This is a genomic window from Curtobacterium sp. 8I-2 (assembly GCF_902506155.1).
Taxonomy (GTDB): Bacteria; Actinomycetota; Actinomycetes; order Actinomycetales; family Microbacteriaceae; genus Curtobacterium; species Curtobacterium poinsettiae.
Map to the genome: position 1 here is coordinate 997939 of NZ_LR732827.1, position 16448 is coordinate 1014386.

Below are 16448 nucleotides of genomic sequence, written 5' to 3' on the forward strand. Positions count from 1 at the left end.
CGCACCCCACCGACCACGACGACCAGGAGCAGGGACATGACCGCCACACCGCGGACGACGGGACGCCACCGCGCCTCCCGACGCCACCGCTGGGTGTGGCCGGTCGCGCTCGGCCTGGTCGTCGCGGTCGGCACGGCGCTCCTCGGCGTCGGCGGCACCTACGCACTCTGGAACGGCACGGCCAGCACGGCCGCCACCACCGTGCGCTCCGCGACGGCGACCATCACCGTCGGCGGCACGACGGCGATGAACACCGCGGTCCTCGGGCCGGGCACCAGCACCACCGGCACGTTCACCATGCGGAACACCGGGTCGATCCCGCTCTCCGTGCGCGTCACGACGACGTCCTCGAAGTCATCAGTCGCGGCGGCGTCCGGTGAGCTGACGCTCCACCTCGCGATGGTGTCGTCGACCGCGAAGTGCGTGCCCGGGCTCACCGGCACGAGCGCGCGGCTCGCCACCTTCGACACGGGCTCAGGTGTCGTCACCCTGCCGGCCGGGGGCAGCGGGATCGCGTGCCTCGAGATGGCCCTCGACGCCGACGCCCCGCAGACCGTCGCCGGCGCCACCACCGACTTCACCCTCACCGTCACCGGAACGCAGGTCGCCGCATGAACCGCCGCCTCCGGCTCCTCGTCGCCGTGCTCCTCACCGCCGTGTTCGTCGGTGGCACCTCGAGTGCCGCGTGGGCCTTGTGGAGCGCCTCGGGCACCACCGCGGCGAGCACGACGGTCGGCACCGTCACGGCGTCGATCGGCGGCACGAGCGCACTCACCACCGCCTTCTCGGCGAGCGTCACCTCGACGACGAAGCCGATCACCCTGACCGACTCGGGCACCCTCGGCGGCACCGCCACCACCACGGTCTCGGTCGCCTCCGGCAGCTCGACTGCACTCGCCAAGGCCGTCACCGTCGTCGCCTGGCCGGTCGCCTCGACCACGGCCTGCACCACGAGCACGGCCGTCGGAACCGGATCCGTCAGCGGAACCTGGGCGTCGCTGCCGAGCATGAGCGCGAAGCTCGCCGCCGGGGCCTCCGCGATCTGGTGCACGCGCAGCACCCTGCAGTCGTCGGCCCCGGCCGGTGCGACCACCACGGTGAACGTCGGCCTCACCGTCACGAGCGGCACCTGGAGCTCGGGCGTCGTCACCGGCAGCTTCACGCTGACCACCCCGGCGGCGACCGTCGACACCACCCCGTCGCTGGTCTGCACCGACCACGGCGGCTGGTACGTCGAGGTGCGCTGGGACGCCGCGAACCGCCCGCAGGACACCTGGTACGGGGCCTTCGTCGGCTCGACCCCGGTCGGGAAGAAGGCGCAGGACTACTCCGCGTTCATCACGATCGCACCGCCGGACGTCCCCGCGAGCGCCGGCACCTCGGGCACGCTCACCGTCACCGTCAAGGTGCTCGACAGCGCCGGCAACCCCACCTCGACCGTCGCGGGCACCGGCAAGGTCACGCTCTTCACGCAGGACAACGGGGCGGCGATCCGATGCGGCGCATGAGCACCCCCGCCCCACGCACCGGGTGGCGAGCGGTCGTCCGCGCCGTCGCGTTCGGGCTCAGCACCGGGCTCCTGCTCATCGTGGCTGCGCTGGCCGTCGTGCTGATCGTCGTCCCGAAGGCCACGGGGTCGATGCCGCTCACCGTCCTGACGCAGTCGATGGAGCCGACACTCCCCCCGGGCACCCTGCTCGTGGTCCGGCCGACCCCGGTCGAGGACATCCAGGTCGGCGACGTCGTCACCTACCAGATCGTCTCCGGCCAGCCCGCGGTCATCAGCCACCGCGTGGTGTCGGTGTCCTCGTCGTCGGACGGCGGACGGACCTTCGTCCTCAAGGGCGACAACAACGCCGAGGCCGACCCCGCCCCCGTCACCGCCGTGCAGATCCGCGGAGTCCTCTGGTACAGCGTCCCGGACATCGGCCTGGTCAACCAGCTCGTCAACGGGTCGCGCAGCTGGCTCATCCCGCTGGTCGCCGGCGTGCTCCTGACGTACGGCGCGGTCATGATGACCGCGGGCTTCGTCAGCACCGCTCGTCGTCGTCGGGCGGGCACCGGCCGCGGGCGTCGCAGCGCAGCACACCACGTCGAACGGAGCACCACCGAGACCACGACCCCCACCCGGTCTAGGCTCGGTGGACGTGACGGACGGAGTGCAGCGGGCGCGGGAGCTCCTCGACGCAGCGGCCCGACGGCTCCGCGCCGCGGACGTCCCCGACGAAGCGCTCGGCGAGTACGTCCAGCCGAAGGCCGTCCTCGGGATCCGTCGTGACCCCACCATGCGGCCGCTCGGGCGGGTGTGGCGGGTCGGAGCGCTCCTGATCGGGTCGTCCCCCGAGACCGCCGGCGGTGTCTGGGCCACCGGGTCGATCACCCGGGTCACCGAACCCGGTCGTTCGCAGTACCAGTCGGTCTCCGCCGAGGTCCGTCGCGCCTACCGTGCCGCCGCCGCGAAGGGACACTTCGCCGCCGGTGAGACGGTCAACCACGGCGCCGTCCCGATCCCCGTCGACGAGACCCTGGTCGCCGCCGACGGCGTGCTCTTCGTCGCCGACGACGTGCCCTCCGTCCGGTGGTCCCCGACGGCAGGCGCCGCCGTCCCCCTCGCCGACTACCTGGCCGACCGCGTCGGACTGCTCGTCGATCCCCCGCGGGGCGCGACCGACTGACACGGCACCGCCCGTCGCACGGTGCGGGGTTCGTCGTGCGGTGCAGGTTCGTCGCGCCTGCGCACCCTGCAGTGCCGGAGGCTCCGTGCGCGTTCCCGCTCCCGGTGCGAGCTCCTGCCGCAGAGCCGCGGAACCGCGGAACTGCGGAACCGCGGAACCGCGGAATCGCACCGTGCCGGATCGCCCGACCCGTGCGAACTCCACCCGCCCACGTCGGCGCACCCGGGTGGTCCTCCGGTCCACTGCCCGTCCGCTAGCCTCGCGACGTGAAGCGTCTCTCCCCCAGCCAGCGCTGGGTCATCGGTCTCGGCGCGTTCGCGCTCGTCTGTCTCGTCGTCGGCGTCATCGCGTTCGCGGTCGGCTTCCCCTGGGGCGGCGTCGTCGGCATCATCGGGCTGCTGCACCTCGGCCTGACCGGCCTGGCCGGTGCACTCGTCTGGACCTCGACCCCGGCGATCGCGCCGCGTCCCGTCAAGCGTCCGACGCCGCGCCCCGGAGCGACGCACCGGGTCTTCTCGTACGGCACCCTCCAGCAGCCCCTGGTGCAGGAGTCCCTATTCGGCGACCACGTCCCGACGACCGCGGACTCCCTGCCCGGCTGGCGACTCGACTGGGTGACGATCACCGACCCGGACGTCATCCGGACGAGCGGCTCCGACCGGCACCCGATCCTGCGCCGCGGCGCCGCGGGCGACGTCGTCGAGGGCGTGGCCCTGACGCTCGGGTACGAGTGGCAGCTCCGCGCGGTCGACGACTACGAGGTCGCCGACTACCAGCGCATCCAGGTCACGCTGGCCTCGGGCTGGACGGCCTGGGTCTACGTGGCGGCCGACGAAGCCTGAGCCGCAACGCGCAGCCGTCCGAGCCCCTCGTCGATCGACACCGACGGGGTCCACCGCAGGTCCTGCCGGGTCCGTCGCTGGTCGAACCAGTGCGCGGTCGAGAGCTGTTCGGCCAGGAACCGGGTCATCGGCGGCTCGTCCTCACCCGGTCGGACACGCCAGACGGCCTCGACCACTGAGCCCGCTGCCCGGGCGACCGCCGCCGGCACGTGCCACTGCGGTGGCCGGACGCCCGATGCCGTGCAGATGCCGGCGAGCAGGTGGGCGACGGGTCGGGGCTCACCGTTCGTGACGACGTACGCGTTGCCGTGCACGCCGTCGTCCGTGACGCGCTCGAGTGCCGCGACCATGGCCGTCGCGGCGTTGTCGACGTAGAGCGTGTCGATGAGCGCGGCGCCGGAGTCGAGCAGCGGGAGCCGTCCGGCTCGGGCCCGCTCGACGATCCGTCCGACGAGCTGCGTGTCACCCGGCCCCCACACCAGGTGCGGCCGGACCGCCACGACGGCGAAGTCCGGGGCGTCGGCGTCGAGTGCCAGCAGCTCCGCCGCGGCCTTGGTGCGGGCGTAGTCGCCACGGGCACGGGACGGTTCGGCAGGTCCGGCGTCGGCCCCGACGAGCGACGACCCGGTGTGCGCGACCGACGGCGACGACACGAAGACGAAGCGCGCGACCCCGGCGGCACGGGCGGCTCGCAGCAGCGATCGCGTCCCGTCGACGTTGACCCGGGCGAAGTCGGCGGGGTCCCCGGCGAGCGACACCTTGGCGGCCAGGTGCACGACGGCTTCGACCCCGTCGACCGCGCGGGCGAGCGCAGCGTCGTCGGTCATCGTGCCGGCGACGTCCTGCACGCCGGCGACGCCCGAGGGACGGCGCTGGAAGGTGCGGACCTCGTGCCCGGCGTCCCGCACGGCCGCGGCGGTGGCCTGCCCGAGGAACCCGCTGGCCCCGGTGACCAGGACCTTCACGGCCGGACCATCCGTCCGCCGGACAGCACCGAGCCGGCCCAGCGCGACAGCCGGGTGCGGTCGACCTTGGAGTTGTGCCGGATGTCGGTCGGCAGCACGGGCACGACGAGCACCGCGGCGAGCCGGACCCCGGCGGCGGCGCGGACCGCGGCGGCGAGCTGCGGCGACGCCAGACCCGGCCGGCGCACGGCGGGTTCGGTCTCGACGACGGCCACCACCTGCTGCGTGCCGGTCGGACCGATGCCCGCCACCCCGGCACGTCCGACACCGTCGACGCCCTCGATCCGCTGCTCCGGCCCGACCGGTGTGACGACCCCGTCGGGCGTGGTGAGCACGTGCTGCAGCCGGCCTTCGACCCAGACCCGTCCCGCGGAGTCGAGGTGTCCGACGTCCCCGGTGCGGTGTCCGCGCGGGTCGTCGACCCCGAGCCGCGAGACCCGGTCGGTGCGCCAGAGCCGGTCGTAGTGGTCGCGCACGTGCGGTGCCGCGACGACGATCTCGCCGGTGACCCCGGGCTCGTCCGTCAGGGCTCCGGTCGCGCGACCGGAACCGTCGAGCGGCGCGATGCGGACGCGGACGTTCGCCGCTGGCACCCCGACGCAGATCCCCTCGTCGGCGGACCGGCCGGCGGCGCGGACCCCGTCCAGGTCGACGTCGGTCATGAGCAGTCCCTCGGTCATGCCGTAGGGGGTGTGGGCAGTGGCGTTCGGCATCAGCTCGGTCGCCGCGGTCAGCAGCGCGGCCGACACGGGAGCGCCGGCCGACAGGAACAGCCGCACGCCCCGCAGCGCCGCACGGTCGGCGTCGGTGAGCTCCGACGCAGTCTCGACGACGTTGGCCAGCGCTGCCGGCGACAGGAACACCACGGTGGCATCGGCGGCGCCGACCGACGCAGCGACCGCCTTCGCCGTGAGCGTGCGCGGCGCGGTGACGTCCATGTCGGGCGCGACCGACCTGGCGCCGAGGGCCGGGCCGAGCAGCGCGAACGGTGCGAACCCGGCGACGAGTCCGGTGCCGACCCCGACGTCGTACTGGGTCGCCAGGGCGTCCCGGACGGCGCTCAGCTGCCCGTGCGTGTACACGACGCCCTTCGCCGGGCCGGTCGACCCCGAGGTGAACAGCACCGCGGCGGGCGCGTCCGGCGACGGCGCTGCCGGCAGTTCCGCCCCGTGCGCGAGACGACGCGCACCACGTCGGGCGACGTCGACGAGCGTGTGCTCGACGCGCAGCGCCCTCCGTGCCGGTGCGGGCAGCGAGACCGTCGCGATGCGTCGCCCCGGCCAGCCGAGGGCACGCGCGGCACCGAGGCCGGGCAGCGCGCCGATGATCCAGTCGGGTCGGGCACCGCGGACCGCGCGGGTCAGGCCCCCGAGGCCGAGTCCGGCGTCCGCGACGACGACGACCGCGCCGATCCGCACGCAGGCGTACAGGACAGCGGTCAGGTCGGCGCCGGGGGTCACCAGGAGCGAGACACGGTCCCCGCTCCGGACGCCCAGGTCGTCCAGCCCGGCGGCGATCTCGTCGACCCGTCGGGCGAGCAGCCGCCACGTGATCGTGCGGGGACCGCCAGGGGCGGCCATCTCGACCAGGGCGGGTTCGTCACTCCCCCGCAGCTCGTCGAGCCGCGCCCAGAGCGGCGGCGTCGCCGCGGCAGGCCGGTCCGTGTCCACGGGTCCGGACTGGAGGCCCGTGGGGGCCTGCGCAGGACGGCCACCGTCCGGCAGGCGGTCACCGAGCCAGTCGAACACCGCGCCCGCCACGTCGGCGTCATCAGGCAGCAGGTGCCCGGCGCCCTCGAACCGGTGGACGTCGGCGTGCGGCATCCGCTCGGTCAGGTCGTCCAGGTAGCGCTCGAGGAACACCGGGTCACGCGGACCCCAGAGCAGGAGCGCCGGCACGTCGAGCGCCGCCACACCCGCAGCGATGCGGTCGAGCTCCGGCGCACTCCGGTGCCGGGCGTCGACGGGGATGTCCGCGACGAAGCCGCCGATGCCACCGCGCCGCGCGGCACCGCGGTAGGGCGCCCGGTAGCCGTCGGCCGTGGCACGGTCGAGCTTCGGGTGCGCGATGGCCAGGGTGGTCTCGAGGAACGCGGGGGTCACGACCGTCGCGCGGCCGAGCATGCCGGGGCCGAGGGCGAGCCGCAGCGGGGCGGGGATCGGGGCGTCGTCGGGCTGGTGCACCGCGGTGTTGCACGTCATCGCGGCGGCCAGGACGTCCGGGTGGTCGACCGCCCAGCCGAGCGACACCACACCGCCCCAGTCGTGGCCGAGGGTGACGACCGGGCCGGTCAGCCCGAGTTCGTCGGTCAGGGCACCGAGGTCCGCGACGCGCTGCGGCAGCCCCCGCTCGACGCCGGTGCGCTCCGAGAAGCCCATGTCGAGCTGGTCGACGGCGACCACGCGCCAGGCCGGGCCGCCGGCCCGGGCGACCTCGAGCGAGGTGCGGAGCACCGACCGCCAGAGGTACGACCAGGTCGGGTTGCCGTGCACGCACAGGATGGTGCCGACCGGTTCCACGCCGAGCGCGGCCAGGGACCCGGCCGTGTCGAGGAGGTGCCAGGTGCGCGCGGCGCGATCCGTTCCTCCCCTGCGATCTCCGGACCACGCGGGGACCGTGACCAGACGCGACCACGCCGGGTCGAGGCCGGGCAGGGAGGGTGGCTGCGTCGCCGGAGCCGTGCTCGCGGCGACGCGGGGCAACCGGGACCTCACCAGTGGAGTTCCATCATCGCCGTGTTGATGCCGGAGCCGACGCCGCCCAGGAACACACGGTCACCGCGACGGATCCCGCCGGAGGCGACCTCGTCGGCCAGGGTGATCGGGATCGACGCGGGGCCGACGTTGCCGAACCGCTGGTAGGTGGTGGGGACCTTGTCGCGCGGGATGCCGATCGCCTCGACGAAGGCGTTGGTGTGCACGTCGGAGACCTGGTGCAGCACGTAGCGGTCCATGTCGGCCCAGTCGAAGTGGGCGCGGGCCTCGGTCCAGGCGGCGACGACGAGCTCCATGCCGCCCTTGAGCAGCATCTTGGCGTCCGTGAACATGCCGTCGACGCTGCCGACGCACAGGTCGTACCACTGGGTCGCCGCGCGGGTGACGCCGCCGACGATCCGGTGCCCTTCGGGGTGCAGGTCCGCCGGGCCGAGCACGGCCGCCGCGGCACCGGACCCGAGGGTCAGGCTGGCGAACTCGCTCATGAAGTCCTTGCGGTTCCGCCCGCCCTGGTTCAGGCGGTCGATGGTGTTGAGCTGCACCTGGTCGGCGTCCTCGCCGTCGACGACGAGCGCGTACTTGATCTGCCCGGAGTCGATCATGCCCGCGGCGACGCTCATGGCGTTGACGAACCCCAGGCAGGCGTTCGCGATGTCGAAGTTGATGGCCGACGACGGCAGCCCGAGCCCGTGGTGCAGGCGGACGGCCACCGACGGCTCCAGGTGCGGACGGGTCACCGAGGTGTTGATGAGCAGGCCGATCTCGTCCGGACGCACCCCGGCCTCGGCCATGGCACGGCGGCCGGCGTCGATCGCGGCGTCCTGGAAGGTCTGCCCCTCGCCCCAGTTGCGACGTTCGATGACCCCGGCGACGCGCTCGAGCAGTCCCATCGGCAGACGGAGTCGACGGAGGACCCCACGGAGCTTGGCCTCGATGTCGGCAGAGGTCGTCACACGCTCCGCCGTGGTGGTCGCCACGGAGAGCAGTGAGACGTTCCGGTGCTTCGCCGTGGCGTTGCCGGGCTGCTCCGGTTCACTGCTCGATGCCTGGTCGACCGGCCGTTCCGTCATGATCGTCACCGACACATACTTCCGCATCTGGCCTGTGTGCGCGATCCGGATGCGCTGGACGGCTCCGGATCAGACGTCCTTCGGCAACTTCCGCACCTTCGCGCGCCGCTTGCGACGCTCCGGGATCATCGAGCGCATCTCCTCGAGCTTGCCGAAGCAGAGCAGGCGGTCACCCGGCTCCAGGACGACACCGCTGCGTGGGTTCGGGATGACGTTCGAGCCACGGTGCAGGGTGAGGACCGTGATGTCGCGGTCCCAGAGCCCGGACTCCTTGATCGTCTTGCCGACCAGGTCCGCGTTGGTGTGCACGAGGAGCTCCGCGACGCCGTAGCCGGTCGAGACGGACAGCCGCTGGCGGACGTCGATCTCGGGGAACGCCACCTGGTTCGCGATGAAGTCGACGACCGCACCGGCGATGTCGAGGCCGGTGGCACGCTCGACGCCCTCGAGCCCCGGTGAGGAGTTGACCTCCATCACGAGCGGCCCGTCGTTGCCCTCGAGCATGTCGACGCCGGCGACCTTCAGGCCCATGATCTGCGCCGAGCGGACGGCCACGGCCTCGTACTCGGGCGTGAGCGTGACCTTCTCGACGGTGCCGCCGCGGTGCACGTTCGACCGGAACTCGTCACCCGAGGCGGTCCGGCGCATCGCCGCCACGACCCGGTCACCGACGACCAGGGCCCGGATGTCCCGGCCGCGGCTCTCGGCGATGAACCGCTGGATCAGGACGTTCTGCTTGGTGGAGTGCAGGGTCTCGACGATCGACTCGGCGACCTTCGCCTCGGGTGCCAGGATCACGCCGATGCCCTGCGTGCCCTCGAGGAGCTTGATGACGACGGGCGCGCCGCCGACCCGTTCGATCGCGCCGCGCACGTCGTTGCGCCCGGCCACGAACGTCGTCGCCGGCATGCCGATGTCGTGCCGCGACAGGATCTGGTTCGCCCGGAGCTTGTCACGCGAGTTCGTGATGCCGTTCGCCGTGTTCGGCGTGTAGACGTCCATCTGCTCGAACTGCCGCACGACGGCGGTGCCGTAGTAGGTGATCGAGTTGCCGATGCGCGGCAGCACGGCGTCGTAGTCGCTCAGCAGCTTGCCGCGGTAGAGCAGGTCCGGGTCGTCACCGGACAGGTCGATCGCGAAGCGCAGCGTGTTGAGCACCTTGACCTCGTGCCCGCGGTCGAGTGCCGCTGCGCGGAGGCGCTGGGTCGAGTACGCCTGGGGCGCACGCGACAGGATGGCGAGTTTCATCGAGGGGTTCTCCGCTGGGTCGGATCGACGGCGACGCTCCATCAAAGCATGCGGACGTGGCCGCGGAGCATGCGACAGGATGGGCACATGGCCCGAGCTCCGAAGTCCTCCGACAGCGGGCTCGTCGTCGCCGGGTGGCGGGAGTGGGCGGGCCTGCCGGACCTCGGCGTGCCGTGGATCAAGGTGAAGCTCGACACCGGCGCCCGGAGCTCCGCGTTGCACGCCTTCGACCTCGAGGAACTGCCCGGCGAGCGGGTCCGGTTCTCGCTGCACCCCTGGCAGGACACCGATGCCGACGCCGCCACGATCGAGTGCGACGTGCACGACCGGCGCGTCGTCCGCAGCTCCACCGGGCACACCCAGGAACGCATCGTGGTGCTGACGCAGATCGCCCTGGCCGGGCGCGTCGTCGAGTCCGAGGTCACGCTGAGCAACCGCGACCAGATGGGCTTCCGGATGCTCGTCGGGCGCGAGGCGCTCCGGCAGGGCTTCCTCGTCGATCCTGCGCGGTCCTTCGTGGCCGGGCGGGCTCCGAAGGAGATCCGGCGCCGCAACCGCGGGCGCGCCTGAGCGGTCCTGGTCACCCGGCACGGGCCGTTGCCGCGACCGGTCGACGGCCTGGAGGCGCGGTGCGGCGCCGCCACGGGCCTCCCGTCCGCCTCGGCGCGCGTCTCGGGCGCTGGTCGGGTCAGTGACCGAGGTGGCGGCCGAGGAAGGCGAGCTGCTGCGGCGCCAGACGGCGCCAGTAGCCGTGCGTGTGGCCGCCGGGTGCGAAGCCCCCGGCCGGCGGCTCGGCGAAGCCGTCGACGTAGGCGTGCACCGCCGGCGCGAACCCGTCGCCGTTGCCGCAGTCGACGCGGACCGCGACGCCGTCGAGCGCGCGCTGCCGCCCGAGGACGGTGTTCGCGCGGAAGTCGGCCGCGTCGTCGAAGGCGCCGCGGGCGGTGTCGGCGGCCGACTTCCAGAGCGCGGGGCTGATGGCCGAGACGGCCCGGACGCGCGCGGCGCCGAGGACCCCTGCGAGCCGGAGCGCGCCGAAGCCACCCATCGAGTAGCCGGTCACGGCGAGGTGGTCGGTGTCGTACCCGCGGCGGCCGAGCAGGGGCAGGAACTCGTCGACGACCATCGCGGCGGGGTCGTCCCCGTCGGCTCGTGGGTGCCAGTACCGGTTGCCGCCGTCGATCGAGGCGATCGCGAACGGGGCTCCGCCGGCGGCCACGTGCGCCGCGAGGAACCGGTCGTAGCCCAGGCTGCGCCCGAAGAACGAGGTGTGGTCGTCGCCGTACCCGTGCAGGGCGACCGCCACCGGCAAGGGGGTGTCGGACGCCGGTGCCGCGATCGTCCAGCCGACGGTGCGGCCCTTCCGCGCCGCCGACACGAAGGTGCCGGAGGTCGTGGGGACGGGCTCGACGTCGGGGACCGTGCCGTCGGTGCCGTCCAGACCGAGGACCCGGTACATGGTCGAGCGCCCGGGCAGCAGTCCGAGGTTGATCGCCTCGGCCACGGCTCCCGCGGCGACGACGCCCGTCCCGCCGATCAGCAGGGAGCGGCGGGTGATCGTGGCAGCACGCGATCGGGTCATGGGGTGGGCGCCGTTCCGTCGGGGGTGGTGTGTTCCCGGATGAGGGACGCGGCGACGGACCGTGCCGTCGTCGTGTCGAGCGCGGGGTCGCGCAACCGCATCGCAAGGGAACCGGAGACGATGAGGAGCAGCTGGTCGGCGAGGGCCTCGGCACGGGGACCGACCACCGGCGCGGCCCGCGACACGAGCCGCTGCCGCAACGTGGTGGTCTCGAGGTCCAGGACCTGCCGGACCTCGGCGGGCGCGTCCGCGTACTCGGCGGCGGTGCCGAGGAAGGCGCACCAGCGGGAGCCCGTGGGCGTCGAGCGGTAGTCGTCGAGGGCGTCGAACACAGCCAGCAGCCGGCCCAGGTCGTCCCGTTCTGCGGCGGCCGCACGGTCCCAGGTGGCGATCCAGTCGTCGTGGCGACGGGTGAGCGCCGCGGCGACCAGTGCCTCCTTGCTCGCGTAGCCGCGGTAGAGCGTCGCCGTCGAGACCCCGGCCCGTTCGAGGACGGCGTCGATCGGGGTGGCGGCGATCCCCTGCGAGAAGAAGAGCTCCTCGGCGGCGTCGAGCAGCCGTTGCTCGGTTCCTGGGCGCATCACCATGACAGCACCCTAGGGTCTGAAAAGTGAAACGATCGTTTTCGTTGCGACATCGACTGCTCCTCGTGAGCGGACTCGGCCTGATCGCGGCCACCTACGGGCTGGTGCGGCTGGCGTACGGGCTGTTCCTGCCCGACGTGCAACGCGACCTGGGGCTCCGGTCCGACGCCGCCGGATGGGTCTCGTCGGGCGCCTCGGCGCTGTACTGCGTCGGTGCGGTCGCCGGGTTCCTGCTCGCCGCACGGATGCCCCGGGTCCTCGTCGCGGTTGCCACGCTGGTGGCGGGGGTCGGTGCGATCGCCATGGCCACCGCCGACGGTCCGGTGCCGTTCGGTGTCAGCGCAGTGCTCGCGTCGGCAGGCGCCGGGCTCGCGTCCCCCGCACTCGTGCGACTCGTCGCGGAGCAGGTGCCGTCCGCGTTGCTCGGTCGAGCGCAGGCGGTCGTGAACGCCGGCACCGGACCGGGGCTCGTGGGCGCCGGGGTCCTCGCGCTCGTGCTGCTGCCCGACTGGCGGACGGCCTGGGTGGTGTCCGCGGTGTTCGCCCTGGCCGTCGGAACCCTGTTGCTCGTGGTGTCCCGGGGTGGTGCGGCGACATCCCGGCCCCCACTGCCCGGTGCTCCGTGGTTCGCGGCGCACCGAGGGGTCATCGTGCTGGCGCTGCTGTTCGGGGCCGGTTCCGCCGTCGTCTGGACCTACGGTCGTTCGGCCCTGGTGGACGCCGGTGCGTCGGTCGTGGTCTCGGTGTCGGCCTGGATCGCGCTCGGGGTCGGCGGAGCGGCCGTCGTGGTCACTGCGCGGTGGACCAACGGACTGCACGCCCGGACGCTCTGGGCGGTCACGGCGGGCTCGGTCGCCGTCGCTGTCGTCGTGCTGGGGGCCTTGCCGCAGTCGACGGTCGCGGCGCTGCTGGCGTGTGCCGTGTTCGGTTGGGGCTACACGGCGGCGACCGGGGCGCTGATCACGTGGACGACCGAGATCGACTCCGAGCGGTCGTCGGCCGGCACGTCGATGCTGTTCGTCGCACTCGTGCTCGGGCAGGCCGTCGGCGCGGCGGGTGCCGGAGTGCTCGTCGGTGCGATCGGGTTCGTCGCGACGTTCGTGGTCGGGGCCGTCGTGACCGCGGCGAGCGCCGTCCCTGGGGTGGTCCGTCGGCCGGGCGACCTGCGTGCCGTCAGAGCAGCGGGCGGAGCTCGATCTTCCGGTTGCACGCCTGCGACGCCTGGTGCGCCACCCGGGCCGCCGTCTCGGCGTCCGGGAGCTCCATGACCCAGAAGCCGGCGACGTACTCGTCGGTGCCGGTCGCGGGTCCGGTCGTGGCGCGCCCGGCCGTCGCGGGGCCGGTGGCCGCGTCGCCCGCACCTGCACGGGCGTCGACCAGGGTGGCGTCGGCCGGTGCGGAGACCCCGGCCGCGAACACGATCGCGTCGGCCATCCGGGCGTTGAAGGCGTCGACCGCGGCGGCTTCGGCGTCGGTCGCGGAGTACGTGTTGCCGACGGCGGCGGCCTGGCCGTCGTCGATGACGTTGACGAGGAACTGCATGGCGTCTCCCCTGCTCGTTGGCGGGAGGCTACTCTCGTCGCGCACTGACCGACCCCTTCGCCCCGAAGCTGCGGTTCCACTGGGACATCCGCGGATGCGGCAGTTTCACGTTTACCATCTGTGAACATGAATTCGTCCTCTCGAGGAGCTGCAGCCGGGACTCGCCTCAGGCAAGGGCGCGGCTGGCAGACGCCGGTGTTCCTGTGCAGTGCCGCCCTGGTCGCGTCCTTCGTGTTCGTGGCCGAGGGGCTGGGTGCCCCGCGGCTGCCCGTCCTCGCGATTGCCGCTGTCGCCGTCATCGCACTGTGGCTCGTCGCGAGTACCCGGCGGGTCGTCCCCCGCGGAGGCAACCGACTGATGACCGTCGCCTGGGTCGCAACCGGCGTCCTCTACGTCCTCGCCGTTGCTCCGCTCGACGCCGCGGTGCTCCGAGGACTCGACGGGTCGACGTCGCTGATGGCATGGGGAGCGACCTCGCTCGTCGTCGCAGCTCCACTCATCGTGGCGGCAGCGCAGGCTCGGCCGCGGCGCCGATGACGAGCGGCGCCCACCCTCGGCACGAACTCGACGACCGGATCCACTCGCCGGTGCGGTTCTCACTGCTCGCCCTGCTCAGGACGGTGGACGAAGCGGAGTTCGGTGTCGTCCGGGACGCACTCGAGGTCAGCGACTCAACACTGTCCCAAGCAGCGGCGGTTCTGGGCGAGGCGGGGTTCCTCCGGGTCCGCAGGCTTCGCGTGGGGCGGAGCACGAGGAGCTGGCTCGCCCTCACCGACGCAGGACGGGATGCGTTCGAGCGGCACCTCGCCGTCATCCGGGCGATCGCCGAACCCGACGGGTGACCAGAGCACCGTGAAGCGAGCGGACGCCGAGCAGTCCAGCGTGATGGCGACATCGCACCGGGATTCCGCTAGCGTTTCGCGAGTGGGGACGACGGCGGAGTGGTCGCGACTGCCGGTGGGGCGGCACGAGTACCGACAGGACACGGTGCTCGCCGTGGTGCTGGCCGGTGGGCTCGCGCTCACGACGTTCCTGTACGGGTCGGCCGGCACGTACGGCGACGACCAGGCCGTCTGGTGGGTCTCGGCCCTGATGATCGTCGCGAACGCGGCACCGATCGCGTTCCGCCGACGGTTCCCCATGTCGGTGGCGTTGGTGTCGGCGGTGGCGTTCGCCGCGACGCAGCTGCTCCGTGTCCCCGAGGTCTTCCTCGTCAACTTCACGCTCTTCATCGCGCTGTACACGGTCGGAGCGTGGTGCTCGGACCGGGTCCGGTCGGAAGCGGTGCGCTGGGTCGTCATCGGTGGCATGTTCGCGTGGCTGTTCATCGCGATCTCGTTCGGGTGGGCGTCACCGAACTCCCTGCCGAACGACACGGACTCGCCCGTGGCGCCGTACGTGGCGTTCTCGCTGCTCAACATCTTCATCAACGTGATCTACTTCGGCGCCGCCTGGTACGCCGGCAACCGCGCCTGGGCCTCCGCCGTCGCGCGGCACCAGCTCGCCGAGCGCACCGCCGAACTCGCTGCGGAGCGGGAACGGTCGGCCGCGCAAGCGGTCACGATCGAGCGGGTGCGGATCGCCCGCGAGCTGCACGACGTCGTCGCCCACCACGTGTCGCTGATGGGTGTGCAGGCGGGTGCGGCACGGCGCGTGCTCGACCGCGACCCGGGGCAGGCGTCCGCATCGCTCGAGGTGGTGGAGGAGAACGCCCGTACCGCGGTGGAGGAGCTGCGGCGGATGCTCGGTACCCTGCGCTCCGACGACGATGCGGCCGGCGGCGGGACGACCGGTGGCGACGGGCCGAGCACCGAGGGCATCACGCGGATCGCCGAACTGGCCGAGTCGGCCCGGGTGGCCGGCCACCCCGCCGAGTACGTCGTCGTGGGTACCGAGCGCCCGGTGCCACCGACGGTGGCCGCCGTGGCGTACCGGATCGTGCAGGAAGCGGTGACGAACATCCTGAAGCACGCCGGACCGACCGCCCGCGCCGACGTCCGGCTGCGGTACCTGGACGACAGCGTCGAGGTCGAGGTCGCGGACGACGGACTCGGTGCCCGTGCAGCCCGGAGCACCTCCGGCAGCGGGCTCGGGCACGTCGGGATGCGGGAACGCGTCGACGCCGTGGACGGACGGATCGAGATCGGGCCACGCGCCCGGGGAGGCTACCTGGTGCGTGCATGGCTGCCGACGACGTGAACGGGACGGCCGACCTGACCATCGTGCTGGCCGACGACCAGGAACTCGTCCGTGCCGGGTTCCGCGTGATCCTGGAGTCCGAGCCGGGCTTCCGGGTGGTCGGAGAGGCCTCGGACGGAGCGCGGGCGGTCGAGGCCGTGCAGGCGCTTCGCCCCGACGTGGTCTGCCTCGACGTGCAGATGCCCGGCGTCGACGGGCTCGAGGCCGCGCGGCGGATCGCGGCGCTGCCGGACCCGCCGGCGGTGCTCATCCTCACGACGTTCGACAGCGACGATGCACTGTTCCAGGCGCTCGAGGCGGGAGCGAGCGGGTTCCTGCTGAAGAACGCCTCCCCCGAGCGGCTGATCGACGCGGTGCGGACCGTCGCCGCCGGGGACGCCCTGCTCGCGCCGGACGTCACGCGGCGGGTGATCAGCCGGGCGACGGCGACGACGCTGCCGGAGACCCGGCCCGAGCCGGCGACCACCGCGACGGCAGCGACGTCCGGCCGGGATGCGCTCACCGCCGCCGGGCTCACCGAGCGGGAGACCGAGGTGCTGCGGCTCCTCGCCCGAGGCCTGAGCAACGCGGAGATCGCCGCCGAGCTCTACGTCGGGGACGCCACCGTGAAGACCCACGTGTCGAACGTGCTGCAGAAGCTCGCACTGCGCGACCGGATCCAGGCGGTCGTCTGGGCGTTCGAGCACGGCGTCGCCGGCTGACCGAGCCCGACCGATCCGGCACCGGCGGGACAAGTCCGCACGGTGCCGAGTTCGCAGACATCGCCGCACCGTGCGCCATCGTTCAACCCGTGCAGCGTCGACCGCACCGTGCCCCGCCAGCACGACGCACCGAGCAACCAAACCCGCACCAGCCCAACAAGCCCGCACCGTGCCCACCACCGCACCCCACGCCCGCACCGTGCGCCATCGTTCAACCCGTGCAGCGTCGACCGCACCGTGCCCCGCCACCACGACGCACCGAGCAACCAAACCCGCACGAGCCGAACAAGCCCGCACCGTGCCGACTCGACGCACGCACCCCGCAC

18 protein-coding genes are annotated in these 16448 nt (G+C 73.2%); 11 read left to right on the forward strand and 7 right to left on the reverse strand.

Annotated features, from left to right (window positions below):
* The first annotated feature begins 36 nt into the window (after positions 1–36).
* From BOSE127_RS08445 to BOSE127_RS08460, 5 genes are all read left to right on the forward strand, one after another.
* A complete protein-coding gene (locus tag BOSE127_RS08445) occupies positions 37–615 on the forward strand; it encodes a TasA family protein (RefSeq protein ID WP_071251972.1) in 579 nt (192 codons plus the stop codon).
* Positions 612–1508, forward strand: a complete 897-nt coding sequence (locus BOSE127_RS08450; protein WP_020381115.1) for a hypothetical protein — start codon at positions 612–614, stop codon at positions 1506–1508. The genes BOSE127_RS08445 and BOSE127_RS08450 overlap by 4 nt, the downstream gene beginning before the upstream one ends.
* The gene (locus BOSE127_RS08455; protein ID WP_236559520.1) at positions 1505–2278 is read left to right on the forward strand and encodes a signal peptidase I; all 774 of its coding nucleotides are present in this window, start codon (positions 1505–1507) and stop codon (positions 2276–2278) included. The genes BOSE127_RS08450 and BOSE127_RS08455 overlap by 4 nt, the downstream gene beginning before the upstream one ends.
* A gap of 7 nt (positions 2279–2285) precedes the next feature.
* Positions 2286–2675, forward strand: a complete 390-nt coding sequence (locus BOSE127_RS17365) for a hypothetical protein (RefSeq protein ID WP_017888408.1) — start codon at positions 2286–2288, stop codon at positions 2673–2675.
* 266 nt (positions 2676–2941) lie between these two features.
* On the forward strand, positions 2942–3517 hold the full coding sequence (locus tag BOSE127_RS08460; RefSeq protein WP_236559521.1) for a gamma-glutamylcyclotransferase family protein: 576 nt from the start codon (positions 2942–2944) through the stop codon (positions 3515–3517).
* Here BOSE127_RS08460 and BOSE127_RS08465 read toward each other — a convergent pair.
* The 4 genes from BOSE127_RS08465 to BOSE127_RS08480 form a co-directional block, all read right to left on the reverse strand.
* Positions 3493–4482, reverse strand: a complete 990-nt coding sequence (locus BOSE127_RS08465) for an NAD-dependent epimerase/dehydratase family protein (RefSeq protein ID WP_159556878.1) — start codon at positions 4480–4482, stop codon at positions 3493–3495. The two genes, BOSE127_RS08460 and BOSE127_RS08465, sit on opposite strands and share 25 nt — an antisense overlap.
* Entirely contained in the window at positions 4479–7184 is a 2706-nt protein-coding gene (locus BOSE127_RS08470; RefSeq protein ID WP_159558127.1) for an alpha/beta fold hydrolase, read from the reverse strand. The genes BOSE127_RS08465 and BOSE127_RS08470 overlap by 4 nt, the downstream gene beginning before the upstream one ends.
* Positions 7185–7192: 8 nt before the next feature.
* Complete coding sequence (locus tag BOSE127_RS08475; RefSeq protein WP_042537701.1) at positions 7193–8266, reverse strand: 3-oxoacyl-ACP synthase III; 1074 nt, start codon at positions 8264–8266, stop codon at positions 7193–7195.
* Positions 8267–8335: 69 nt separating this feature from the next.
* Complete coding sequence (locus tag BOSE127_RS08480) at positions 8336–9514, reverse strand: RimK family alpha-L-glutamate ligase (RefSeq protein ID WP_042537686.1); 1179 nt, start codon at positions 9512–9514, stop codon at positions 8336–8338.
* A gap of 87 nt (positions 9515–9601) precedes the next feature.
* Between BOSE127_RS08480 and BOSE127_RS08485 the strand changes: the two genes are divergently transcribed.
* Entirely contained in the window at positions 9602–10084 is a 483-nt protein-coding gene (locus tag BOSE127_RS08485; RefSeq protein ID WP_017886827.1) for an ATP-dependent zinc protease family protein, read from the forward strand.
* Positions 10085–10202: 118 nt separating this feature from the next.
* Here BOSE127_RS08485 and BOSE127_RS08490 read toward each other — a convergent pair whose 3' ends face one another.
* Both BOSE127_RS08490 and BOSE127_RS08495 read right to left on the reverse strand, forming a co-directional pair.
* Positions 10203–11096 (reverse strand): alpha/beta hydrolase, encoded by an 894-nt coding sequence (locus tag BOSE127_RS08490; protein WP_159556880.1) that lies wholly within the window; start codon positions 11094–11096, stop codon positions 10203–10205.
* Entirely contained in the window at positions 11093–11683 is a 591-nt protein-coding gene (locus tag BOSE127_RS08495; protein WP_140448792.1) for a TetR/AcrR family transcriptional regulator, read from the reverse strand. Before BOSE127_RS08495 ends, BOSE127_RS08490 begins: the two co-directional genes overlap by 4 nt.
* Positions 11684–11745: 62 nt before the next feature.
* On the opposite strand from BOSE127_RS08495, the gene BOSE127_RS08500 reads away from it, so the two are divergent.
* Entirely contained in the window at positions 11746–12948 is a 1203-nt protein-coding gene (locus BOSE127_RS08500) for an MFS transporter (protein ID WP_159556882.1), read from the forward strand.
* Here BOSE127_RS08500 and BOSE127_RS08505 read toward each other — a convergent pair.
* Entirely contained in the window at positions 12854–13222 is a 369-nt protein-coding gene (locus BOSE127_RS08505; protein ID WP_082046823.1) for a YciI family protein, read from the reverse strand. The genes BOSE127_RS08500 and BOSE127_RS08505 overlap by 95 nt on opposite strands.
* A 126-nt stretch (positions 13223–13348) precedes the next feature.
* Here BOSE127_RS08505 and BOSE127_RS08510 point away from each other — a divergent pair, with 126 nt between their 5' ends.
* From BOSE127_RS08510 to BOSE127_RS08525, 4 genes are all read left to right on the forward strand, one after another.
* Positions 13349–13759: a hypothetical protein gene (locus BOSE127_RS08510; RefSeq protein WP_156155280.1), complete on the forward strand. Its 411-nt coding sequence runs from the start codon at positions 13349–13351 to the stop codon at positions 13757–13759.
* On the forward strand, positions 13756–14064 hold the full coding sequence (locus tag BOSE127_RS08515; RefSeq protein ID WP_159556884.1) for a transcriptional regulator: 309 nt from the start codon (positions 13756–13758) through the stop codon (positions 14062–14064). The genes BOSE127_RS08510 and BOSE127_RS08515 overlap by 4 nt, the downstream gene beginning before the upstream one ends.
* Before the next feature lie 82 nt (positions 14065–14146).
* Positions 14147–15421 (forward strand): sensor histidine kinase, encoded by a 1275-nt coding sequence (locus BOSE127_RS08520; RefSeq protein WP_159556886.1) that lies wholly within the window; start codon positions 14147–14149, stop codon positions 15419–15421.
* Positions 15403–16122 (forward strand): response regulator, encoded by a 720-nt coding sequence (locus tag BOSE127_RS08525; protein ID WP_017886834.1) that lies wholly within the window; start codon positions 15403–15405, stop codon positions 16120–16122. Before BOSE127_RS08520 ends, BOSE127_RS08525 begins: the two co-directional genes overlap by 19 nt.
* Positions 16123–16448 lie beyond the last annotated feature (326 nt).